Source organism: Saccharothrix sp. NRRL B-16314, from assembly GCF_000716595.1.
Classification (GTDB): Bacteria; Actinomycetota; Actinomycetes; order Mycobacteriales; family Pseudonocardiaceae; genus Actinosynnema.
Genome location: NZ_JNXC01000011.1, coordinates 1 through 22,848 on the forward strand (window position 1 = coordinate 1; position 22,848 = coordinate 22,848).

Consider the following 22,848-nt stretch of genomic DNA (forward strand, 5'->3'; position numbering starts at 1 on the left):
GGAGTTCCTGACGATGTTCAACGGTCAGACCGGTGCGGCGATGTCGACGGTGAACTACGACCCGCCGCGCGGGACGGTGTCGTCGTGGGGTGACAGCTACGGCAACCGGGTCGACCGGTTCCTGGCCGGCACGGCGTACCTGGACGGCGCGCGGCCGTCGTTGATCATGGCGCGGGGCTACTACACGCGGGCCGTCATCGCCGCGTGGGACTTCCGCAGCGGTCAGCTGGTGAAGCGGTGGACGTTCGACTCCAACGCCTCCGGCAACGGCGGCTACGCGGGTCAGGGCAACCACTCGCTGACCATCGGCGACGTGGACCAGGACGGCCGCGACGAGATCGTCTACGGCGCGGCCACCATCGACGACAACGGCCGCGGCCTGTGGACCACCGGCCTCGGGCACGGCGACGCCGCCCACCTGGGCGACCTCGTGGGATGGCGACGCGTCCCGCGAGTTGCTCGACCAGACGAAGATCGACAAGTACGGCACGTCCGGTGACACCCGCCTGCTCACCGGCAGCGGAGTGGCCTCGAACAACGGCACCAAGGCCACCCCCGCCCTGTCCGCCGACCTGTTCGGCGACTGGCGTGAAGAGGTCGTCTGGCGCACCAGCGACAACCGCGCGCTGCGGATCTACTCCACCCCGCACCAGACGGACCGCCGCATCACCACGCTGATGCACGACACGATGTACCGCGTCGCCATCGCGTGGCAGAACACCGCCTACAACCAGCCGCCGCACCCGAGCTTCGCCATCGGGTGACCGACGGGGAGTCCGGGTGGGCGAACGGCGGGGGACGCACCGGTGTCCCCCGCCGTTCGCCCGCCGGTGACCGATCCACTGCGTAATCGACCCACTACCCGATCGGCACAACCTCCACAACCGACCCTGCGGTGTGACTAGGTGAACGCGTAGCGCAACCGGCGTCCGACCGGCGTCCGACCGGCGGATCGCGGTGCTGCGACGGCCGGGCGCTGCGGGATCCCGTAGCGATGACGAACCCGCCGCACCGCCCGATCGTTACCCCGGTTGGGCCTTGACGCCGACCGATTCGATCGGAACGTCCGCCGCGGACCGGCGCTCGGCGTCGGCGTCGAGGACCCCGATCCACCCGCGGCGCGAAGCGGACTCCGGTCGTCACCGGCCCCTCGGGCCGACGCATTCGGGGGCACGTTCCGGGAGACCCCGGAAGGCCCCCATCCGGCCCACCGGCTGAACGGGCCCGAACGACGTCCGCGCGCTTCCCAGGCGTCAAAACGACTCGCCGGGCGCTCGTCGGCCGCCGGCGGGCCAAGCGGAACGGGCCGGAACCGGAACACCGTTTCGCCCTCCCGCCCGGCGCGCTCCCTTGATCATCCGCAACCGCCGACCGACCACCCGGTACGCCGCGACGTCCGCGATGAACGCCGGGACGTCCCCGGCCGGGCACGCGATGACCGCCGCCGCCCCACCCGCTGCCGCCGTGGCGCTCCTCGGATGAGTTTCTCGACCGAACCGGCGTTCGCGCCGGCCATACTGGCCCCGAAACGAGCGGACCGAGGGGAACGACTGCCGATGATCCACGCCACCCTGCCCGGCGCGGTGGTCCGTGCCGTGCTGTTCCCCGACCCGGCGGACGCGGCACTGTCCCCCGACGAGGCGGCCGTGGTCGTGGCGGTGTTACCCAGACGCCGCAAGGAGTTCACATCGGCGTGGTTGCGCGCGCGACGGGCACCGCACGCGCTCGGGTTCCCGGCCGCGTCGACGGTGGTCGGCGGCACGACCCACCGCTCGGGGCGCAGGGACGCGATCGAACTGCCCTACGAGCACCGGGAACTCGACGGCTCCCGAGCGCGTCTACCCGGTGTCGCGCGGGACCAGGTGCCTCGTCGGCTCTGGAGAATCCGTCTGCGAGGCATGACTTTCACCGACCGGGAGGTGGCAGGGATCCGACCAGACGATCGTCCACATGACACCGGGCGCACGCCGGTCCACCGCTTCACCGCTGGTGGAGGGTCCGCCCGCGCCGGACCGGCCTCGACGGTCGGCGGAACGTCCGGCAGGGCCACCGCTTAACGCTCGTCAGGTTGTACTTGACAGCCGTTAAGTAAGCTCGCTAGCTTTCGGATCGATGCCTAGGAAACTTCCGGATCAGTCGAAGGGCCGCCTGTCGTTCAGCGAACGGCGAGCCGTCATCCTGGCCGCGGCCAGCGAGGTGCTCGCCGCGAACGGGTACGAGCAGGCGTCGATGCGGGAGATCGCCAAGGCTTCCGAGGTGACCACTCCCGTGCTCTACGACCACTTCCGCTCCAAGATCGACCTCTACCTGGCGGTGGTCCAGCACCACGCCCAGGAGCTCGTCGTCAGCTGGTCGGACCTACCGCCGACCGCCGACTTCTCCGAGCTCTTCAAGCAGAGGACCAAGGCGTTCTTCTCGTGGATCCGCCAGAACGAGGACGGCTGGCGAATCCTCTTCCTGGACAGCCCGCGTGATCCGGTCGCGATCCGAGCGCACCAACAGGTTCGCGACCTGGCCGTCGAGGCGGTGGCGAGACTGCTCGAAACGCTTCCGTCGGCCAAGATGCCCGGTACCGTCGATGCTGCCGGCGCCTACCTGGCAATCGCGGCGCACGTCACCGGTGCGGGCAACGCGCTCGCCACCTGGTGGTGGGACAACCGGGAGATCCCGACCGAGACGATCGTCGAACTGAACTACGAGCTGGTCTGGAACGGGTTGGGCTCGTTCCTGGGTGAACGCATGGCGTAATTTCCGCAGCGGGCGGAGACAGTGCGGCCGGAACACGACGGCCCACACTGGGGTTTCACAGCGCTTGGGGAGGCGTCGTGAAGGAGCACGTCCAAGGCAAGGAACGACAACAGCGGGTTGCGGTGATTTTTCCCGAGCCAGGGCACCGATACCTCAAAAAAGGTGTCGACCGGTCCCGGAAGAGTTTTTTCTTCACCGCGACGATGGATAATTTTGGCGCGGCTGCGGGTGGCTCCGGCGCTCGGTCGTGCGGCGATCAGTCGTGCGTGTGGCCGTGTGGCGAGTGGCGGACGACAGGTGGTGCGGCGCTGACAACCGGCCACAACGGAGGCGGTCACCGAGACTGCTTCGGGTCTGGTGCACGCGCTGGCAGCCAACGCGCATGGGCTGGACCAGCCGGAACCGTTCCAGCCGGCACCGGTCCAGTGAGCGTCCGTCGGACAGGTACCGGTTCGGCAGGTACCGGTTCGGCAGGCACCGCCCGAAGAGCCTCGTCGCCGCCGTCCGCCGGCTTCACCCGCCTGGCGACCGACGCGCTACCGGCGTTCCACCGCCCGGCCGGTCCGGTTCCGGCGTGCTCTCGACAGCTTTCCCGGTTCGGCCGACCACCTGCCTTTCACCGCGGGTTCTCGGGTTAGTCGCACGGCCGTGATCCACGTGCGCTGATCGGAACAATCGACGCCGCACTCTCGTCAGCACACTCTCGTCACCACACCCACAGGTGTTCGACTGAGCAGCAGGGACACCCAGGGGCTCCATCAAACCAACCTGCCGTTGACAATCTCAGTTGGGGGACCGCCGCCAATGTCAGCCATAGCCAAGAACCAGTACGAACAATGGCTCAAGGTCGTGTACGACCGCATAGCGGTGAATTTCAGCCGTGCCGAGCCGCGCAAGCGGGCGTGGACCTACCTGGCCGATTTACCGCGGGCCCACGCCTCGGGGTTGCGGAGCAGGGACGGTCTCGGCAACTACTCCGGTGAGCAGCGCGCGGACGGCGTCCAGCGGTTGCTGACCAGCGCCCAGTGGAACGAGGCGCAGGTGCGCGACGAGCTGCGCAGCATCGCCGTCCACTATGGAGGGAGCACCGGCGGGATCCTCTACCTGGCCGAGGTCGCGTTCCCCAAGAAGGGTCGCAACGCGGTCGCGGTGGAGCGGCAGTACAGCCCCGAGACGATGCGGGCGGAGAAGTGCCAGATCGGGCTGCTGCTGTTCCACATCACGGCGCAGGGGCGGGTGTTCCTGGTCGACCGGGAGCTGTACGTGCCGAAGAGCTGGGCCGACGACGCGCAGCGGTGCGCGCAGGCCGGTATCCCCGACGACTACCGCTACCGCACCAAGTCCGCCATCGGCGGCATCATGATCCGCCGGGCGTTCGACGCGGGCATCCAGCCGGACTTCGTCATCTCGTCGGTGTTCTGCAACGACAAGCTGAAGCTCCAGAAGTGGTTGCGCTACAGGCAGGTCCCGCACCTGATCTCGATCACGGCGGGCGAGGCGAGACAGTCGCAGCACCACGCCGACGACATCGCCGCGCAGCCGGCGGACGTGCACCGGGCGGTGGACCACCACCGACTCGGCGACTTCGACCGACGACGCCCGGCCTCGCACAACGGCCAGGAGACCTGCGCCTACAAGCGCGGAATCCTGCACAAGGTCAAGCTGGACTCCGACGTGCCCGCCGGGTTCGAGAGCTCCTACCTGATCGCCTCCCCCGCCGCCCAGAACGCCGGGCCGCGCTCGTACTTCGCGTGTTACCTGAAGCAGCGGACGCCGTTGGCGGAGATCACCCCGATCGTCGCCCTGATGCAGTCCTCTGGCTCGTACTGTAAGCGGGCGAAGGAGGAGATCGGCCTTGGCCACTACGAGGTGCGCAGCTGGCGCGGCTGGTACCGGCACATCACCCTCGCCATGGCCGCGCACACCGCGCTGGAACTGGCCCGCGAGCCCAACTCCGCGCTCCAGATCGCATGACCTGGCGGGCACACCGGAGGGCTGGGGGTCCTCCGGTGTGCCCGTCTTCCCACCGGTTGCGGCAGCCTGACAGCCCTACCGGTGCTTTGTCCCGCCAGCGAACGTCACGCCACCTGCCATCACCGCCAGCCCGGATGCGGCGGCCCCGGTGCCGACCAAGGCCATCCCGGGCGGCGCGTGGTCGCGGAAGGTCTTCGGCCGCCGCCAGCCCGGCGGCTCACCGGCGAGCCCCGGTGACCGGATCGGCGTCACACCCGTGTGGACCTTCGGCGACCGCCTCCGCGTTCCGCACCGGGTCCGCGGTCCACCCTCCGGTCACGGTGGGGCGAGCAGCACGGTGACCTCGTCACCCTCGTCCAGGTCCCGAGCCTTCCGCACCGAGGCCTTCAGCGCGAGGAACTTGGTGCCATCCCCCTTGGGCAACAACGACGTCCGCCACTCGGTGTCACCGATCCGCGCCACCACCGGCACGAACCCCCGCCGCTCCTCGAACCCCTCCGCGACGTCCTCCGGCACGTCGACGTAGTACCAGCCACCCGGCCCGTCGAAGCGCCGCACCTCACCCGTCACCGTCTGCACGCCCACAGCCTGCCACCGCCCACCGACATCCGAACGCCGACGACCCCGGATCCGGTGGAGTCCGAAGTGGACGACCACCTGTCGGACCCGGGGCAGGCGTCGACTCCCCGTGGTGGACCGGGTTCAGTCCGTGATCCGCCGCCGGTAGAGGGCGGTGGCGATGGCGAACGACGCGACCAGCAGGCCGACCGACCACGCCAGCGCGATCCCGCCCTTGTCACCGATCGGCGTCCCGGTGAGCAGGCCGCGCACGGTCTCGATCACCGGCGTGATCGGCTGGTGCTCGCTGATGCCCTGGAGGAACGACGGCATGGTGTCCGTCGGCACGAACGCGCTGCTCAGGTAAGGCAGGAACAGCATGAAGAAGCTCATCGAGCTGGCCGCCTCCACCGACTTCGCCATCGCGCCGAGCCCCGCCGCGAGCCACGACAGCGCCAGCACGTAGAGCAGCAGCAGCCCGGCCGCGGCGAGCCACTCCACCAGTGACGCGGACGGCCGGAAGCCCATGGCGAAGGCCGCGCCGACGACGATCGTGGTGGACATGGTGTTGCGCGCGATGCTGGCCGTCACGTGGCCGGTCAGCACGGCGAAGCTGCGGATCGGCATGGACCGCAGCCGGTCGATCATGCCGCTGTTCATGTCGTCGGCGACGGCCATCGCGGTGGACGCCGCACCGAAACCGGTGCACAGCAGGATGATGCCGGGCACGACGTAGTTGATGTACGCGGTGCCGGTGTCGATGGCGCCGCCGAAGACGTAGACGAACAGGGCCATCATCATCAGCGGCAGGACGATGGACATGATCAGCGTCTCGGCGTTGCGCCGGCCGAGCCGGATGCTGCGGCCGATCATCGTCATCGAGTCCGCTATCGCGTGGCTCATGCGGGCACTCCTTCACGGGAGGTCAGGGCGAGGAAGACGTCGTCGAGGGTCGGGCGGTGCGAGGAGACCTGGGCGGGGACCGCGTTCGCGGTGCGCAGGTCGTCGAGCACGGAGTGCAGGTGCGTCGCGGTGCCGTCGGACGGGACGCTGAGCACGAGCCGTTCCCGGTCCGTGAAGCCGCCGAGCCTGGTGGCCGCCACGCCGAGCGCGGCGGCGGACGTGAAGCGGAGGTCCAGGCGGTCGCCGCCGACCTTGGCCTTGAGCGCGTCCGCCGTGCCGTGGGCGACGACCTTCCCCTTGTCCAGCACCATGATCCGGTCCGCGAGCCGGTCCGCCTCCTCCAGGTACTGGGTGGTGAGGAAGATCGTGGTGCCGGTGCGGACCAGGTCGCGGATGGCGTCCCACATGGTGTTGCGGCTGGCCGGGTCGAGGCCGGTCGTCGGCTCGTCCAGGAAGATGACCTCGGGGGCGGCGACGAGGCTCATCGCCAGGTCCAGCCGGCGCCGCATGCCGCCGGAGTACGTCTTGACCCGGCGGTCGGCGGCGTCGACCAGGTCGAACCGCTCCAGCAGCTCGCCGGCGCGGTCCCTCGCCTTCGCCCGGCCGAGGTGCATCAGGCGGCCCACCATGACCAGGTTCTCGCGGCCGGTCTGCTCGCCGTCGACGGCGGCGTACTGGCCGGTCAGGCTGATCACGCCGCGAACCTTGGCGGCCTCGCGCACGACGTCGAACCCGGCCACCCGGAGGTTCCCCGCGTCCGGCTTGGTCAGCGTGGACAGGATTCGGATGGTGGTGGTCTTGCCGGCGCCGTTGGGACCCAGCAACGCGAAGACCGACCCCTCGGCGACCTCCAGGTCTATCCCGTCCAGCACCGCGGTCGACCCGTACGCCTTGCGCAGGCCACTCGCCTCGACGATCATCGCCGCCCCCTTTATGTGTATGCGATACGCTAAAGAGCGTAGCTCATACGCAGTTAATTTTGGAAGCCCTAGACTGACCGCCTGCGGTGACGAGAGGGTGAGGATGACCGAGGAGGACCGCGTATCAGCGGAGATCGCCCTGCTGTGGGGACTGCGTGACACGACGCGGCGGGGTCGCAAGCCGGCGCTCTCGGTGCCCGACATCATCCGGGCCGCGGTCGAGGTAGCCGACGCCGAAGGGCTGGGCGCGGTGTCCATGGCCAGGGTGGCGAAGCAGCTGGGCAACTCGACGATGGCGCTCTACCGGCACGTGAGCAGCAAGGAGGACCTGCTCAAGCTGATGTCGGACGCGGCGCTGGAAGACCCGCCGGAGATGCCCGCGGACATCGGCTGGCGGGACGGGTTGGCGCTGTGGGCGAGCAGCGTGCTGGTCGCGCTCCGGAAACACCCTTGGTACGCCCGGATTCCGCTGGCCGGGCCGCCGATAGGGCCGCAGAACCTGGCCTGGTTCGACTGCGCGCTGGGTGCCCTGGCCGACACTCCGTTGGAGGAGGCGGAGAAGGTCGGCGTGGTGATGGGGCTGCTGACGTTCGTGCACGGCGAGATGCGGTTGACGGTCGAGTTGGCGGAGAGCTTCCGGAACAACCCGGAGGCGTTCGGGCGGGCGTACTCGCGGGCGTTGCGGCTGCTGGTGGACCCGCGGAAGATGCCCGCGCTCGGGCGGGTGGTGGAAGCCGGCGTGTTCGACTTCGACACGCTCTACGACGAGCGCGAGGTGGAAGCCGACTTCGGTTTCGGCCTGAACCTGTACCTGGACGGCGTGGCCGCCTACCTGGCTCGTCGAACCTGATCCTGCTTTGCGGGTCCCGGCTGGCGCTGCGGGGTGGGGTGGGTTTGATGGTGCTGCGGGGTCGGTCGGGACCCCGCAGCACCGGAGGATCACCGCCGGACGACGCCGACCTGCGACACCCGCTGCCGCGCGGGTGCGTCGGCCGACATGATCGCCAGGCCGGCGGTGATCAGGACCAGGTTCTTGACCACGAACTCACCGGTCATGGTGAGGAGCAGCGGGTTGCCCGCCTGGAAGGCGGCGGACGGCTGCATGACGAGCGTCAAGAACGTGCCGCACAGGTGAAGCACGACCAGGAGCGCTACCCAGCGCAACCGGCGACCCACCATCAGGGCGACACCCAACACCACTTCCACTAGGCCGAGTGCGAACACGAGGGTTCGCGGGTCGAGCCAGGGAACCGTTCGGGCGACGAGATCGGCGACCGGTGTGGCGCCGGTGACCTTGAGGGCGCCGAACCAGAGGAAGACGACGCCGAGCGACCCTCGCAGGAGGGGAATGCTCAACGCGCGCAAGGCATTCACACGCGCATCCAGACGGGACGAGAACTCGATCATCCACATCACTTCCTTCACGAGCGGGACCACGTCGACCCGCACAGGAGGTCGTTCCGCTTCATGTCCACGCTGACCGGAATCGGACTGGGAGCGCTCCCAGAACTGTAACGGTAAGGAAACACAATGTGAAGACCCGATTCCAGTCGGCCACAACTACCACCCACCTGCCCCACCACCTGTCCCGCCCACCTGCCCCATCCACCTGCCCCCACCCACCCGCCTCCGCCTACCCGCCTCCGCCCCACCACCGGCCGCAGCCGCTGCGACGGCCGCCCCAAGAGCAGCGGCGCGGCCGGCCGTGTGGCGCTCGGCGGCGAGCGCTCGCCGGAGGTTCCGATGGGCGTGAGCAGCGGCGATGGGCACGTGCCAGCAGCGGACGAACGGCTGCGATGCGTGGCGGCCCATAGCAGCGGCAGGAATGCGTGGTGGCCCTGGTGGCGGCGTCCAGCGATGTGCGGCGGTAGCGGCAGTGCACCGAGGTGGCCGGCGAGCGGCGGTGCGTGGCGGGCGGCCAGCGTGGCGGCGGGCGGTGGCGGTGGCGGTGGCGGTGGCGGCCAGCGTGGCGGCGGGCGGTGGCTGTGGCGGGCGCGGGCGCGGGCGGTGGCGGTGGGCGGTGGCGGTGGCGGTGGCGGTGGTGCGTAGCGATGGAGGGGGATCTCGCCGCGGTGCTTGGTGGGGTGGTCCTGAGGTCGGGGTGGGTGGTCGGGGGTCGGGCGGGGGTGTCGTGGGGTCGGGGCGGGAGTGGGTGGTGGTTGTGGGATGGGTCGTGGGGGTGGGTGGTGGTCGTGGGGGTGGGGTTTCGGCGGTCCGCTTCTCTCAACCGAGGTACGGGAACGGTGTTTCCGTACATTTTCGGGTGATGATCACCCGATCGTGTCCGGCGAACGCATCGGGAACTCGCCGGCCGGGACCGGCGGGCCGAAGAGGCCACCGGTCGCCGCCACGGCGCCGGCCGCCCGCCACCACTCCGCCTGCTCCTCCGTCTCCACCCCCTCCACCAGCACCCGCACCCCCGACTTCCGCGCCAACCCCACCAACCCGGCCAGGTGCTCCGCCTCGCCCCGCGCCTGCCGCCCCACCAAACGCGACGCCACGCTCACCGACCCGACCGGCAACTCCGACGCCGCCGCCAAGTCGTCCGGCCCCAACCCGAAGCCCTCCAACGACATCCCGACCCCCAGCTCGGCCAGCACCGTCAAGTTGTCCACGGCATCCGACTCCGCCAACACCGCCACCGGCATCCCCACCACGAGTCGCGACGCCGCCAACCCCGTGCCCTCCAACACCCGCCGCACCCTCCGAACCAGGTCACCGTCGCACGACTGGTGCCAGGTCAACCCCACGTGCAACGGCACCGCGAACCCCGAACCGCCCCACCACCCGACCTGGCCGCACGCCGTCGCCATCTGCCACTCGCCCAACGGCAGGATCAAGCCCGTCCGCTCCGCGAGCGCGACACATTCCTCATGATCCAGCGCCCCTTCACCCAGCGCCCCTTCACCAAGCGCCCCTTCACCCAGCGCCCCTTCACCACGAGCCCAGTGCAGCCGCGCCGCGACACCCGCCAACGCCCGCCCGGCCAGCTCCACCACCGGCTGGTACCGCACGCCGATCTCCCCGTGCTCCCACGCCCCCGGCATGGCCACGGCAAGGGCGTCCACCCGCCGCTCACTCTCGTCCTGCCCGTGGTGGAACAACTCCCACTGCCCGCGCCGGCGCGACTTCGCCCGCCGCAACGCCTGTTCCGCCGCGCGCATCACGTTCGCCGGCTCCCAGTCGGACGGCGGCCGGCGCACCACGCCCACGCTCATCGACACCGCCAACCCGCAGTCGTCGAAGTACACCGGCTCCGACAGCTCCCGGTTGATCTCGGCGACAATCGTCCCGACGTCCGGCGTGCCCTCCGCGTTCTCCACCAGGATCGCGAACTCGTCACCCTCGAACCGGGCGATCATCGCCTTCTCCCGCGCCATCACGGCCTTCAACCGCTGCGCCACGTGCACCAGCAGCCGCTCACCGGTCCGCCGCCCCAAGCTGTTGCACACCATCCCGAACGCGTCCACGTCGAGGTGGAACAACGTCACGCCGAGCACCGGGTCCGCCCGCCGCAGCGCACTCTCCAGGTACGTGCTGAAGTACTGCCGGTTCGGCAACCCGGTCGACACGTCGTGCAGCGCCTGCCGGTTCAGCTCCGACTGCAGCAGCATCAGCTCGGTGCCGTCCTCGATCACGGCCACGAAGTGCCCCGGCTGGTCGTCCGCCCCGCGCAGCAACGACACCGTCAACGAGATCCGCGCGACGTCACCGTCCTTGCGCAGCAACCGCTGCGGCTGCCGGATCCGCTCCTGCCGCCCCTCGACCAACGCCCGCAACGCCCGGCCCAGCACCTTCACCGAATCCGGGTGCACGAGGTCCAGCAGCGCGAGGTCGGTCAGCTCCTCGGTCGTGTACCCGAGGATGTCGCCGATCGCCGCGTTCGCTCGCACCAACCGCCCTTCCAGGTCCACCACCAGGATCCCGCTGGACGACGAGGTCGCGACCTCCTCGAACCGGGCCTCGCTCTCCTTCAGGTTCCACTGCGCGTCGCGGACGGCCTTCAGCATGGACAGCTGCATGGACTCCTGCTGCTCGAACACCGCCCGCTTGCCGGCCGCGAGGAACCCGCACGACAGCGACCCCAGCGCGGACACGATCCGCTGCGCGTAGCGCTCGACGGGCTGGAACTCGTCCAGCGCGAGCAGCCCCTTCCCCAGCACCTCGGCGGTGACCCGCAGGCCGTCCTCACCGACGTAGCCGAGTCCGACCAGCCGTTCGCCGAGCCGCTCGACCGCCCGCTCAGGTCCTTCACCCGCCGAGGTCTCGGTGGTCGGCTCGGCGTGCAGCACCGCGCACAGCTCGTCCAACCGGTCGCTCAATTCGCGGTCGAGTTCGTCCCTCGTCAGTGGAACGACCACTGCACCGCTGAGCAGGTACGACCACTTCCGCGCAAGGAGTTCCCGACCACGACCGGATGGTGGTGTGGCCTCTGGCCTTCGACTGGGGTACGGCATTCCCGTTGCCCTGCTCCGATATAGAGGATCGGCGGAAGCTTACCCACGCCCCACTGGCCAACACTCGACCGGACGTGTGAACCGGGGGTGTGAATCGGAAACAAACGGCGTGACTTTCCGTCACACATTCACGACTTTCGCCCGACCCCCGCGTAGACCAGCATGTTCATCCCCGGTTGGGAGGCGATGTCGGCAGGTCCGCCGGGGTGCCACTCGCCGCAGCCGACCAGGCCCGGTTCGACCAGTCCGAAGCCCTCGAACAACCGCGTGACCTCGGCGTGGGAACGCAGATTCACCTGATCAGGGCTTTTGCTCCGCTTGATCACGTCGGTCGCCTCGGTCAGGTTCTCGCCCTGGTGGTCCCCGGTGACGTGGGTGATCGCCAGGAAGCTGCCCGGCGCCAGCGCGTCCCGGTACCGGGCCAGCAGCCCCAGCGGGTCCGACTCGTCCGGCACCCAGTGCAGCATCAGCAGCATGAGCAGCCCGACGGGCTGGTCGAAGTCCAGCAGCCGACGCGCCTCGTCGCTGCCCAGGATCGCCTCAGGATCACGCATGTCGGCCTGCACGACGGCCGCGTTGTCGTTCCCGACCAGCATCAACTCGCTGTGCGCCACGGCAACGGGATCGCGGTCGACGTAGAGGACGCGGCACTCCGGGGCCTCCGCCTGCGCGACCTCGTGCACGTTGCCGACGGTCGGGATGCCGGAGCCGATGTCGAGGAACTGCCGCACCCCCTGCCCCACCAGGTACCGGACCACGCGGCCGAGGAACTTCCGGTTGACGCGGGCGGCGTTGCGCAGGCCGGGCATGGCGGCCTCGATCTGCTCGCCGACCGCGCGGTCGACGGCGAAGTTGTGGCCGCCGCCCAGCATGTAGTCGTAGGTCCGGGCCATGCTCGGCACGGATACATCCACGCCCGATGGAATCCATTGGCTTTGGGTCATCTCTGCGGGACACCTCTCCACTTCGCGAACCGATGAGAGTACCGATCGGGCGTATCCGTGATCACGGAACCACCAGTGTGGCACCACACCCACCCGAACGGGCCTGTCTATGTCAACCGAACGGGTAATATCGTGGATCGTCCCTTTCGGTACGCGACAGGAGCGGGTATGGGTGTCCCGGTGGCTCCTGGTCGCCTGCCCTTTCTCGGGCACACCTTGGAGATGATCCGCCGGCGGCACGAGTTCACCTCATCACTGCGCGATCACGGTGATGTGGTACGCGTCGATCTCGGCCCGATGGAGACGTATTTCGTGACCAGCCCCCGACTCGCGCACCAAGTGCTGGTCACCGATGGCGCCCTTTTCCGCAAAGGTGCGATGTTCGACAAGTTCCAGCCGTACCTGGGCAACGGCGTGATGCTCTCCAACGGCCCGTTCCACCTGCGGCAGCGGCGGATGATGCAGCCCGCGTTCCACCGCAACCGCATCGCGCACTACACCGGGATGATGACGCGCGCCGCCACCGCGCTGGCGTCGTCGTGGACGTCCGGCGAGGTCCGGGTGGTCGAGGACGACATGCAGGGCCTGGCGGTCACGGTCGTCGGCGGGGCGCTGTTCTCCACCGAGCTGGGTCGGCGGGCGATCGCGGAGGTGCGGCGGTCGATCTTCGTGGTGATCAAGCAGGGCATGGTGCGGGCGCTGTCGCCGTCGTTCGTGGAACGGCTGCCGCTGCCGGGGAACCGGGCGTTCGAGCGGGCCGTCGCGCGGATGCGCGCGATCGTGCTGGAGCTCATCGCGAGCCGGCGCGCGGACCCCGAGGACCACGGCGACCTGCTGTCGAAGCTGCTGCTCGCGCAGGACGACTCCGGCGACTCGATGACCGACCAGCAGACGTACGACGAGGTGCTGACCCTGCTCACGGCGGGGATCGAGACGACGGCGCTGGCGCTGGCCTGGGCGTTCCACGAGATCTCCGCGCACCCGGACGTCGAGCGGCGGGTGGTCGCCGAGATCGACGAGGTGCTGGGCGGGCGTCCGGTGACGTTCGCCGACGTGCCGAAGTTGACGTACACGGCGGCGGTGGTCAACGAGGTGCTGCGGATGTACCCGGTGTGGATCCTGATGCGCCGGACCACCGCGCCCGTCGACCTCGGCGGGGTGCGGTTGCCGGCGGGCGCCGAGGTCATCCTGAGCCCGCACGCGCTGCACCACGACCCGGTGTCGTTCCCCGAGCCGCACCGGTTCGACCCGGACCGCTGGACGTCGTCCGCCGAGGTGCCGCGCGGCGCGTTCGTCCCGTTCGGGGCGGGCTCGCGGCAGTGCATGGGCAACGTGTTCGCCCAGACCGAGGTCGTGATCACCCTGGTCACCGTGCTCGCGCGGTGGCGGCTCGTACCGGTGCCCGGCAAGCCCGTGCGCACCAAGTTCACGTCCGCCGCCTACCCCAGCGGTCTGCTGATGACGGCAGTACCCCGTTAGCGGCCTTGGGGCACAGCGGTTCATACACAGGAGGTTGTTCAGTCGTGCGTTGGTCGCGTTTCCGGTTGGGCGCTGTCGCGCTGCTCGTCGCGGGCTCCACCCTGCTGCCCGCCACACCGGCGAGCGCCGAGCCCGTCACGTGCGAGCAGCTCCAGGTGCCCGTGACGGTGTTCGGCACGCGTCATTCCATGCACGGCACGCTGTGCACGCCGGTGGGTGCTTCGACCGTGCAGGTGTTGATCCCCGGTGGCACGTACAACAGCTCGTACTGGGACATCTCGTACGCGCCGGAGACGCGGTCGTACCGGCAGGCGATGAACCAGGCGGGCATCGCCACGCTCGCCGTCGACCGGCTCGGCACGGGGCGTAGTTCACGGCCGTTGAGCGCGTTGGTGACGGCGTCCACGCAGGCGAACGCGGTGCACCAGGTGATCCGGACGATCCGGCCGCGGTTCGACAAGGTGGTCGTCGGCGGGCACTCGATCGGGTCGGCCATGGCGTTGATCGAGGCGGGTCTGCACCAGGACGTGGACGGGGTGCTGGTCACCGGGTTCACGCACCGGATGAACCTGGTGACCGTGACGCCCGTGCTGGCGGGCATGATCCCGGCGGCGCTCGACCCGCAGCTGCGCGGGTACGGGTTGGACCTGGGGTACCTGACGACGGCCGCGGGCAAGCGCTACAGCGCTTTCCACGCGCCCGGACCTGCCGTGCCGGGGGCGATCAGCCTGGACGAGGCGACCAAGGACGTGTTCGCGGCGTCGGAGGCGGTGGACACGGTCACGCTGAACAACGTGGTCATCCCGTTCACGCTGCTCGTGGACGTGCCGGTGATGATGGTGGTGGGCGACGACACCCACTTCTGCGGCCCGCCGCTGGGCAGTGACTGCGCGTCGGCGGAGGCGCTGCGGGCGTCCGAGTCCGTGTTCTTCTCCTCTGCCGCCCGCCTGCACACGTACGTCCTGGACGGCTACGGGCACTCGATCAACTACGCCCCCAACGCCCCCGACTACCACCGCGCCGTCGCCGACTGGACCGGGACCCTCTAACCCCACCGCGTGAGTCCTACGTCCAGCACCCGTGAGTCCTACGTTCGGAACGCGTGAGTCCTACGTTCGGAACCCCCGAGTTCAACGCTCAGTACAAGATCGACTGTTCTGAGCGTTGAATTCGGGGGTCCTGAACGTAGGACTCACGGGTCCTGAACGTAGGACTCGCTGGTTATGTGGGGAGGGGGAGCAGGCGGTAGGACTTGGCGGAGGTGATGGGGACCTCGTCGTAGACGTTGGCGGCGTGGGTGCCGCAGGTGGTGTCGGAGTACAGGATCAGCCCGAGGCCGTCGCCGAAGCCCCGGGCGGCGGAGCGGGCGGTCGGGTAGCCCAGGGCGCTCACCGGGTGGCAGCCGTAGACGGCCGGCAGGACGGCCTTGACGCCGGTGAAGTCCGTGCCGGAGAACAGGCAGTAGCCGTCCTCCTGGCAGTGCGGGCTGACGGTGGCAGGGTTGACCGTGGGTGCGGCGGTGGCCGGGGCGGCCAGGAGAGTGCCCAGCAGGCCGGTGGTGAGCAGGAGCGCGGAACGTCGTCGCAGCACGATTTCCCCCTCGGATCGCTTGCCCCAAGCCAAACCGAAGCGGCCGGCGGTGGCAATCGGCCGAATGGGACCGCCCGCGCGCACACCGGGCATGCGGCCTGCACGCGGGCGGGGTCGGGGAGGGTCAGTGGGCCCTGATGTCGTCGAGGTGGAAGCTCCCGCTCACCACGGGGTTGCCCTCGACCTGGTTGATGAAGATGTTGAACTGGGACAGGTTCGCCAGGTCCTCCGGCGTGATCCGCCGGTGCGCGTTGCCGGTGTCCCACGGCGCCGGACGCCAGTCCGCGAACGGGATCGTGACCACCCCCGCGGTCGTCCCGGCGAGCGACGGGTACGCCTCGTAGGCCACCCCGCCGGTGTTCAGCTGCAGCACCAGCTTGTGGTTCGACCCGTCACCCCTCAGCCACAGCGACAGCCCGCTGTACGCCGACCAGTCACCCGAGACGCGCTTGCCGATCCCGGTGTACGTCTGGAAGCCGAAGTCGTAGTCGAACTTCAGCGCCTTGCCACCGTTCTCCGCCGCCAACGAGATCGTGTTCGTCCCGTACGGGCTGTACTCCGCGGCCAACGCGGTGTCGTCCACGTGGCCCTCGAAGTCGTCCACCACTCCCGGCGCCAACGGCGGCTTCTCGCCCAGGATCACCCGGTTCTCCACCACCAGCGGCTCGCGGGTCGACGCGGTCACCTTCAGCTGCGTGACCTTGTTGGTCAGGTTCTCCGCGCCGATGTCCCACGTGCCGGTGTAGTAGCCGGAACGGCGGTCCAGCGTCAGCCGGTGCCTGGTCGGGTCGTCACCCACCGTGTAGTGGACCGACGTGGCCTTGGCGTCGAGCAGCCGCACGCGGATCGTCGTGGTCGGCGTGACGACGCGCTCGCCGTCCGTCGGCGACACGATGTGCATGAACGGCCGGTGCGCCTCGGCCCTCACCTTGCGCCCGTACACGTTCCCGAGGTCCAGGGCCTGGCTGAACACCGCGAACGGGTCCGCGTGCAGCCGCTTCAGGTCGGGCAGCAGCTCGTGCTCGGGCTCGGTGGCGGTCGCCGGGTACGGCAGGAAGAACTGCTCGGTGCCGAAGTTCACCCACGTCAGCATGAACGCGCTGCGGCTCGCCCACGGGTCGGCTTTGATGGCGTCGAACATCGTGGTGAACCAGTTCAGGTTGCCGTTCTGCCCGTTGGGCTTCAGCGCGCCGCTGATGCCGTACTCGGTGAACGCCGACACCTTCCCCTTCTCGGCCGCGATCCGGGCGATCATGCCGAGGTCGGCGACGATGCCGTCCAGCCACTGCTGCGACCCGTTGCTGCCGTCGTAGCTGTCGATGCCGAACACGTCGATGTAGTTGTCGCCGGGGTACGTGCGCATGTAGACGTCGTCCACGCCGCCGTAGCCGCCGCCCGGCGAGTACGCGTACAGGAAGTTGTGCACGTCCTTGACGTCGCGCAGGTACTCGACGGTGTACCGGAACAGCTCGACGTACTTCGCCGGTGACGCGTGCGCCGCGCCCCACCAGAACCACGAGCCGCTGTTCTCGTGGAACGGCCGGTAGATCATCGGGATCGGGTTGCCGTTCGCGTCGTCGACCTCGTGCGCGAGGCGGGCGACCCGGTCGAGGTAGGCGTTGAACTGCGCGTTGTGGTCTCCGCCGGGCAGGATGCGGGTGACCACGTCGCCGTTGGTGTCGTAGAAGCTGCCGCCGGTGACGAAGTTGTCCATGTGGGACGCGAGCGTGTGCACGCCGCCGATCTCGTTGTGCGCGGTCTCGATCAGCTTCACCGTGGCCCGGAAGTTCTCCTCCGGTGCCGGGTCGCCGGGCGAGGAGCCGTGGCCGAGGTGCCCGGTGTCCCAGCCGAACAGCGCCGGGTGGTCGCCGACGCCCGCCTTGACGTCGGACTTCAGCCCGTCGGTCTCGGTGACCTCGTCCCAGGTGACGCCGAACTCGGTCGTCTGCTGGTGGCCGAACAGCACGCCCTTGCCCTGCTGCTCGCGCAGGTACGAGTAGAGGGACCTGGTCTCGGGGGTGGCGTCGGGGTCGGAGATCCGGACCGTCTCCGGCCTGCCCCCGCGCTCGGCGGTTCCGGTGGTCTCGCCGGGCGCGGTGGGCTCGGCGGAGGCGCCGACCGCTCCCGCACCGAGCAGGGCTGCGACGACGACCGCGACGGTCCCGCGTCTGGCTGCTGAACGTTCCCTCATGGCTACCGACCTCTCGGCTTTGAGCGGCACTCGCTGGGAACGCACCCTAGCGACGTAAGTTTCGTAAGTGAAGAAACTTGTCCGAGGTGAGTCTTCCGGGTCGTTCCGAGCCGTCCGGGCTCACCCGTCGCCCAGCGACTCCAGCACCCGCTTCAACGTCGCCGCCAACGCCGCCCGCTCCTTCTTCGTCAACGCGCCGAGCAGCCGGTTCTCCGTGGCGAGGTGATCGGGCAGGGTGCGGTCGACCAGCCCCCGACCGGCGTCCGTCAGGGCGACCACCACGCCACGCCCGTCGTGCTCGTTCGGCATCCGCACGACGAGCCCGCGCGCTTCCAGCCGGTCGAGCCGTTGCGTGACCGCCCCCGAGGTGACCATCGACGACCGCATCAGCTCGGTCGGGGTCAGCCGGTGCGGCGGCGCGCTGCGGCGCAGGGTGGCCAGCACGTCGAACGAGGCCCGGTCCAGCCCGTGCTCGCCGAACGTCTTGTTCAGCTCACCGTCCACCAGCCGCGACAGCCGGCTGAGCCTGCCGATCACCGCCATCGGCGAGACGTCGAGGTCGGGCCGCTGCGCGTGCCACTGACCGAGGACCAGGTCGACGTGATCTGCCATCCAACTAGCTTAGTGGTGAGGTAAGTCACCGGCCGGGAACCCTGGCGAGATACCTTAGCGGTAAGCTACTTTATCTTAGTGCTAAGCAAATGGGTCACCGCGCTCGCCCCCGCCGTGTGGGGCACGACCTACTTCGTCACCACCGAGTACCTGCCACCGGACCGGCCACTGCTGGCCGGGCTGCTGCGGGCGCTGCCCGCCGGGTTGCTGCTGGTCGCGATCACGCGGCAGCTGCCGCGCGGCGACTGGTGGTGGCGGTCGCTGGTGCTCGGCGCGCTCAACATCGGCGTGTTCCTGCCGCTGCTGTTCCTCGCCGCGTACCGGCTGCCGGGCGGTGTTGCGGCGACGGTCGGCGCGGTGCAGCCGTTGGTGGTGGCCGGGTTGGCGACGTTGTTGCTCGGGCAGCGGATGACGACGCGCACGGCGCTCGCCGCCATCGCGGGCATCGTCGGCGTCGCGCTGCTGGTGCTGCGCGCCGACGCGCGGCTCGACGCGGTCGGAGTCGCGGCGGCGCTCGGCGGTGCCGTGGCGATGGCGACCGGTGTCGTGCTGAGCAAGCGCTGGACCTCGCCCGCGCCGCTGCTGGCCGTCACCGGGTGGCAGCTCGTCGCGGGCGGCGTGGTGCTGCTGCCGGTGACGCTGCTGTTCGAAGGCCTGCCACCGGCGCTCACGGCGACGAACGTCGGCGGCTTCGCCTACTTGGGGATCATCGGCGGGGCGCTCACGTACGCCCTGTGGTTCCGCGGCATCCGGCTGTTGCAGGCCACCCAGGTCACGTTCCTCGGCCTGCTGAGCCCGGTCGTCGCCACGCTCGTCGGCTGGTTGGCGCTCGACCAGGGGCTGACCGCGTTGCAGGTGCTCGGCGCGGTGGTCGTGCTCGGCGCGCTCGTCGTCGCCCAACGGCAGACCACCCAACGGCAGACCAGCCAGGGGAAGACCACCCAAGGGGAAGCAGTGGAGCAGAAGGGGGAAAGCCATGCGGATCACCGTGTTCGGAGCCTTCGGTAGCGTCGGCCGCCGGGTGGTGGAGGAGGCACGGCGGCGCGGTCACGACGTCACGCCCGTCAGCCGCAGGCCCGGTCCGGGCAGCGAGGTCGGTGACGCGCGGGTCGTCGCGGACGTGGTGCGGCTCAGCGCGGGTCGTGACCTGGTGATCAGCGCGACCCGCCCGGCGGACGGGCAGGAGGGTGAACTGGTGGAGGCCACCAGGGGGTTGCTCGCCGGGGTCGCGGAGACCGGGGTGCGGCTGCTGGCCGTCGGCGGGGCGGCCACCCTCGTCACCCCCGAGGGCCACACGGTCGAGGAAGCGCCCGACTTCCCGGACGTGTTGAAGCCGATCGCGCGGGCGTGCGCCGAGCAGTTGGCGGTGTACCGGGCCGATCCCGTCGCCGACTGGACGTACCTCAGCCCGCCGGCGGTGCTGGAGCCGGGCGAGCGGACCGGCGTGTTCCGGGTCGGCGGCGACGAGCAGGTCGGGTCAACGATCTCGGTCGAGGACCTGGCGGTGGCGCTGCTCGACGAGGCCGAAACGCCCAAGCACCAACGGATGCGGTTCACCGTCGGGTACTGACGGAGGCACAAAAAAAGGGGGCGGGCCCGCACGCAGGCCCGCCCCCGTCCGATCAGATCAGCCCAGCTCGGCGCACGTCCTGGCGTCCGGGTCGGCCGCCGCCTTCGGCACCCACCGCACGTTCGCGAACGAAGCCTGGAACGGGGCGTCCGTGTACACGAGGAACGGCGTGTTCACGTTCTCCAGGTCCAGCCCGCCCGCCGCGAAGCACGAGATCGGGATCTTCACCGTCGACTTCACGCCCGTCGGCAGCCCGGTGAACACCCCGGTCGCGTTGACCTCGGCGAAGCACGGGTACTGGCAGTGCGCGCTCACCACGGTCCGGGCGGTCGGCGCCTGGTGCACGATCACGTCGAACACCAGCGCCGCGTTGGCGTTGAGGTACCCGCGCAGGTCGGTGCCGCCGGCCGGGTTCTGCGCGTAGACCTGGCCCGGACCGGTGCCGGTCCACGTCGTCTTCATCGCGTCGCCCTGCACGTTCACGTCCGCCGGCACGACGTTGATCTCGCTGTGCGCGGCCTCGCCGTCGGGGCCGAGCTCGGTGCCGCCCCAGTTCTCCGGCGAGCCGATGGCGCTGCGGTACGGCGCGACGTCCGTCCGCACGTGGACCTCCAGGTCCTCGGTCGCCGTGCCACCACCGCCGCCGCCGGAGCAGCCGAACTCGGGCGCCGTCTCGTCGAGCCGGCCGACGTCACCGGTCTGGTCGGCGCGCAGGCCGTAACCCGGCTTGAAGAGCGGGTCGCCGTCCGCGTCCAACGGGGTCTGGCACGCGCTGCGCGGCCACGAGAACGACAGCTTGCCGGTGAACCCGGCCTTGGTGTGCCTGCCCCGGACCAGCAGGTCCGCCACGCCACCGCCCTCGGTGCCGGGCAGCCACGCCGCCACGAACGCGTCCGAGCGGTTCAGCTCCTTGTTGACGTGCAGCGGACGGCCCGACACGTACACCGTGACGACCGGCGCGCCCTTGCCGCTGACCTTGTCCAGCACGGCGAGGTCGTTCGGGTACAGCTTCGCCGCCTCCAGCGAGCGCTTGCCGATGTCGCCGACGCCCTCCGCGTACGGGGTCTCGCCGATCACCGCGACCACCGCGTCGAACCCGGCCGGGTCGACGTCGCCGGTCTCGCTGAACACGACGTTGTCCGCGCCCAGCGCTTCCCGCAGACCACCGAGGACGGTGGTGCCGTTGGGGAAGTCGGCGTTGGTGTTGCCGGTGCCCTGCCAGCTCAGCGTCCAGCCGCCGGTCTGGTTCTGCAGGCTGTCCGCGCTCTTGCCGACGACCAGCACCTTCGACGTCGGCGCGAGCGGCAGCACCCGGTTGTCGTTCTTCAGCAGCACCTGCGACTTGCGCACCGCCTCGCGGGCGAGCTCGCGCGCCTCCAGGGCGTCGGCCGAACCGGCGTCCTCGCGCTGCGACGGCTTCACGCCGTCCAGCACGCCCGAGCGGACCTTGACGCGCAGGATGCGGGTCACCGCGTCGTCGATCCTCGCCATCGGGATCTGGCCGGCCTCGACCTGCGCGACCGTGTTGGCGATGAACGCCTTCCACTCGTTCGGCACCATCACGACGTCGATGCCGGCGTTGATCGCCTGCGGGCAGCTCGCGTTGGTGCAGCCCGCGACCTGGCCGATGCCGTTCCAGTCCGACACGACCAGGCCGTCGAAGCCCATCTTGCCCTTGAGGATGTCGTTCACCGCGAGCTTGCTGCCGTGCAGCTTGCCCTCGCCGATGCCCTGCTCCTCGTTGGTCCAGCTGTTGAACGACACCATCACGGTCTGCGCGCCGGCCGCCAGCGCGCCGTAGTAGCCCTGGCCGTGCACGTTGATCATCTCGGCCTCGGTGGCCGGGTTGACGCCCTGGTCCTTGCCGCCGGTCGTGCCGCCGTCACCGATGAAGTGCTTGGCGGTGGCGAGCACGTCCACCCGGTTGCGGCTCTTGCCCTGGAGACCCGCGACGGCCTCGTAGCCGTAGGCGCGGGTGATCCGCGGGTCCTCGGAGAAGCCCTCGTACGTGCGGCCCCACCGGTCGTCCAGCGGCACGGCCAGCGTCGGCGCGAACGCCCAGTCCTGGCCGGTGGCGCGGATCTGCCGGGCGGTCGCCTTGCCGATGTCCCGGATCAGGCACGGGTCCTGCGCCGCGCCGAGGCCGATGTTGTGCGGGAAGACCGTCGTGCCGTACACGTTGTTGTTGCCGTGCACCGCGTCGATGCCCCAGAGCACCGGCACCTGCGTGCGGCTGGTCTTGGAGGCGTCCCAGTAGGCGTCGGCGAGGGCCAGCCACGCCTCGGGTGCGGCGTGCTTGTCCCGGTTCGGCCAGGAGCCGCCGCCGTTGAGCACGGAGCCGATGCCGTACTCGCGCACCTCGTCCGGGGTGATCGCGCCGATCTCGGGCTGGGTCATCTGGCCGACCTTCTCGGCCAGTGTCATGCCGGCGAGGATGCCCGCGATCCGCCGTTCGTCGCTCGGCTTGGGCTTGACCCGGCTGTCGACCTTCGGCCAGTCGGCCAGTTCGGGGAGCTCGTCCTCGATCCGGGCGCAGCCGTGGTCCTTGTTCGGCTCACCGATGACGGGCTGGGTCGACTCCTCGGAGGACGCGACGCCTCCGGTGATGAGGCCGGCGGCGAGCACCGCGGCAAGCGCGGCGCTCAAGGTTCTGCGGGACATCGGCGGTTCCGTTCGTCTGCGTGCGACGGCTGTGTCGCGCCCGATCCTCGTTACCTCACCCATCCGGGTCAAGGTTTCCGTGGGAGCGCTTCCGCGCAGGTAGGAGTTACGGTCGCGGCGCCGGTTACGGTACCGACCGGGCGGTCGCCGGCACCTGCGGAACGATCTTCGGAGGGGCGTCGGTGGACGGCGTTCTCCGCAGTTGCGCCCCCGCACCGCCGACGTCGCCGTTGCCGCTGTT

21 protein-coding genes are annotated in these 22,848 nt (G+C 70.0%); 11 read left to right on the forward strand and 10 right to left on the reverse strand.

What is annotated here, in order from left to right; all coding sequences use genetic code 11:
• The 5 genes from OQ02_RS44830 to OQ02_RS18025 form a co-directional block, all read left to right on the forward strand.
• Nucleotides 1–499: rhamnogalacturonan lyase family protein (locus tag OQ02_RS44830; protein WP_442973644.1), on the forward strand; the 499-nt coding region annotated here is incomplete at its 5' end.
• Nucleotides 456–764: a rhamnogalacturonan lyase family protein gene (locus OQ02_RS46710; protein WP_269321626.1), complete on the forward strand. Its 309-nt coding sequence runs from the start codon at nucleotides 456–458 to the stop codon at nucleotides 762–764. The genes OQ02_RS44830 and OQ02_RS46710, both read left to right, overlap by 44 nt.
• Before the next feature lie 792 nt (nucleotides 765–1,556).
• Nucleotides 1,557–2,057, forward strand: a complete 501-nt coding sequence (locus OQ02_RS18015; RefSeq protein WP_033439643.1) for a hypothetical protein — start codon at nucleotides 1,557–1,559, stop codon at nucleotides 2,055–2,057.
• A 55-nt stretch (nucleotides 2,058–2,112) separates the two neighbouring features.
• The gene (locus OQ02_RS18020; RefSeq protein WP_033439644.1) at nucleotides 2,113–2,748 is read left to right on the forward strand and encodes a TetR/AcrR family transcriptional regulator; all 636 of its coding nucleotides are present in this window, start codon (nucleotides 2,113–2,115) and stop codon (nucleotides 2,746–2,748) included.
• 804 nt (nucleotides 2,749–3,552) lie between these two features.
• Entirely contained in the window at nucleotides 3,553–4,722 is a 1,170-nt protein-coding gene (locus OQ02_RS18025; protein ID WP_033439645.1) for an IS701 family transposase, read from the forward strand.
• A gap of 315 nt (nucleotides 4,723–5,037) precedes the next feature.
• On the opposite strand, the gene OQ02_RS18030 is transcribed toward OQ02_RS18025, so the two are convergent.
• The 3 genes from OQ02_RS18030 to OQ02_RS18040 all read right to left on the reverse strand — a co-directional run bounded on the left by OQ02_RS18030 (nucleotide 5,038) and on the right by OQ02_RS18040 (nucleotide 7,103).
• On the reverse strand, nucleotides 5,038–5,301 hold the full coding sequence (locus OQ02_RS18030) for a DUF1905 domain-containing protein (protein ID WP_197043387.1): 264 nt from the start codon (nucleotides 5,299–5,301) through the stop codon (nucleotides 5,038–5,040).
• Between the two features lie 123 nt (nucleotides 5,302–5,424).
• Nucleotides 5,425–6,183, reverse strand: coding sequence for an ABC transporter permease (locus tag OQ02_RS18035; protein WP_033439647.1), 759 nt, complete (start codon nucleotides 6,181–6,183; stop codon nucleotides 5,425–5,427).
• Nucleotides 6,180–7,103: a daunorubicin resistance protein DrrA family ABC transporter ATP-binding protein gene (locus OQ02_RS18040; RefSeq protein WP_033439648.1), complete on the reverse strand. Its 924-nt coding sequence runs from the start codon at nucleotides 7,101–7,103 to the stop codon at nucleotides 6,180–6,182. The genes OQ02_RS18035 and OQ02_RS18040 overlap by 4 nt, the downstream gene beginning before the upstream one ends.
• 103 nt (nucleotides 7,104–7,206) lie before the next feature.
• On the opposite strand from OQ02_RS18040, the gene OQ02_RS18045 reads away from it, so the two are divergent.
• Complete coding sequence (locus OQ02_RS18045; RefSeq protein WP_033439649.1) at nucleotides 7,207–7,953, forward strand: TetR/AcrR family transcriptional regulator; 747 nt, start codon at nucleotides 7,207–7,209, stop codon at nucleotides 7,951–7,953.
• Between the two features lie 89 nt (nucleotides 7,954–8,042).
• On the opposite strand, the gene OQ02_RS18050 is transcribed toward OQ02_RS18045, so the two are convergent.
• Nucleotides 8,043–8,552, reverse strand: coding sequence for a DoxX family protein (locus tag OQ02_RS18050; protein ID WP_156077119.1), 510 nt, complete (start codon nucleotides 8,550–8,552; stop codon nucleotides 8,043–8,045).
• Between the two features lie 408 nt (nucleotides 8,553–8,960).
• On the opposite strand from OQ02_RS18050, the gene OQ02_RS45840 reads away from it, so the two are divergent.
• Nucleotides 8,961–9,152: a hypothetical protein gene (locus OQ02_RS45840; RefSeq protein ID WP_156077120.1), complete on the forward strand. Its 192-nt coding sequence runs from the start codon at nucleotides 8,961–8,963 to the stop codon at nucleotides 9,150–9,152.
• A gap of 221 nt (nucleotides 9,153–9,373) precedes the next feature.
• On the opposite strand, the gene OQ02_RS18060 is transcribed toward OQ02_RS45840, so the two are convergent.
• Nucleotides 9,374–11,464 carry a putative bifunctional diguanylate cyclase/phosphodiesterase gene (locus OQ02_RS18060; RefSeq protein WP_231500096.1) on the reverse strand — a complete coding sequence of 697 codons (2,091 nt, stop codon included), beginning with the start codon at nucleotides 11,462–11,464 and terminating at the stop codon, nucleotides 9,374–9,376.
• 224 nt (nucleotides 11,465–11,688) lie between these two features.
• Nucleotides 11,689–12,432 (reverse strand): SAM-dependent methyltransferase, encoded by a 744-nt coding sequence (locus tag OQ02_RS18065; RefSeq protein WP_442973647.1) that lies wholly within the window; start codon nucleotides 12,430–12,432, stop codon nucleotides 11,689–11,691.
• A 240-nt stretch (nucleotides 12,433–12,672) separates the two neighbouring features.
• On the opposite strand from OQ02_RS18065, the gene OQ02_RS18070 reads away from it, so the two are divergent.
• Both OQ02_RS18070 and OQ02_RS18075 read left to right on the forward strand, forming a co-directional pair.
• Nucleotides 12,673–13,983, forward strand: a complete 1,311-nt coding sequence (locus OQ02_RS18070) for a cytochrome P450 (RefSeq protein ID WP_033439652.1) — start codon at nucleotides 12,673–12,675, stop codon at nucleotides 13,981–13,983.
• 44 nt (nucleotides 13,984–14,027) lie between these two features.
• Nucleotides 14,028–15,032 (forward strand): alpha/beta fold hydrolase, encoded by a 1,005-nt coding sequence (locus OQ02_RS18075; RefSeq protein WP_033439653.1) that lies wholly within the window; start codon nucleotides 14,028–14,030, stop codon nucleotides 15,030–15,032.
• A 172-nt stretch (nucleotides 15,033–15,204) separates the two neighbouring features.
• Here the strand turns inward: OQ02_RS18075 and OQ02_RS18080 are convergent, their stop codons facing one another.
• The 3 genes from OQ02_RS18080 to OQ02_RS18090 all read right to left on the reverse strand — a co-directional run bounded on the left by OQ02_RS18080 (nucleotide 15,205) and on the right by OQ02_RS18090 (nucleotide 18,376).
• Entirely contained in the window at nucleotides 15,205–15,573 is a 369-nt protein-coding gene (locus OQ02_RS18080; RefSeq protein ID WP_033439654.1) for a hypothetical protein, read from the reverse strand.
• Nucleotides 15,574–15,697: 124 nt separating this feature from the next.
• On the reverse strand, nucleotides 15,698–17,764 hold the full coding sequence (locus tag OQ02_RS18085) for a glycosyl hydrolase (protein ID WP_051772480.1): 2,067 nt from the start codon (nucleotides 17,762–17,764) through the stop codon (nucleotides 15,698–15,700).
• Between the two features lie 120 nt (nucleotides 17,765–17,884).
• Entirely contained in the window at nucleotides 17,885–18,376 is a 492-nt protein-coding gene (locus OQ02_RS18090; RefSeq protein ID WP_033439655.1) for a MarR family winged helix-turn-helix transcriptional regulator, read from the reverse strand.
• Between the two features lie 78 nt (nucleotides 18,377–18,454).
• Here OQ02_RS18090 and OQ02_RS18095 point away from each other — a divergent pair, with 78 nt between their 5' ends.
• Both OQ02_RS18095 and OQ02_RS18100 read left to right on the forward strand, forming a co-directional pair.
• Nucleotides 18,455–19,384 carry an EamA family transporter gene (locus tag OQ02_RS18095; protein ID WP_051772481.1) on the forward strand — a complete coding sequence of 310 codons (930 nt, stop codon included), beginning with the start codon at nucleotides 18,455–18,457 and terminating at the stop codon, nucleotides 19,382–19,384.
• A complete protein-coding gene (locus OQ02_RS18100; RefSeq protein WP_033439656.1) occupies nucleotides 19,353–19,946 on the forward strand; it encodes an NAD(P)-dependent oxidoreductase in 594 nt (197 codons plus the stop codon). The genes OQ02_RS18095 and OQ02_RS18100 overlap by 32 nt, the downstream gene beginning before the upstream one ends.
• 57 nt (nucleotides 19,947–20,003) lie before the next feature.
• Here the strand turns inward: OQ02_RS18100 and OQ02_RS18105 are convergent, their stop codons facing one another.
• Entirely contained in the window at nucleotides 20,004–22,607 is a 2,604-nt protein-coding gene (locus tag OQ02_RS18105; protein ID WP_051772482.1) for a glycoside hydrolase family 3 protein, read from the reverse strand.
• Nucleotides 22,608–22,848: the final 241 nt, after the last annotated feature.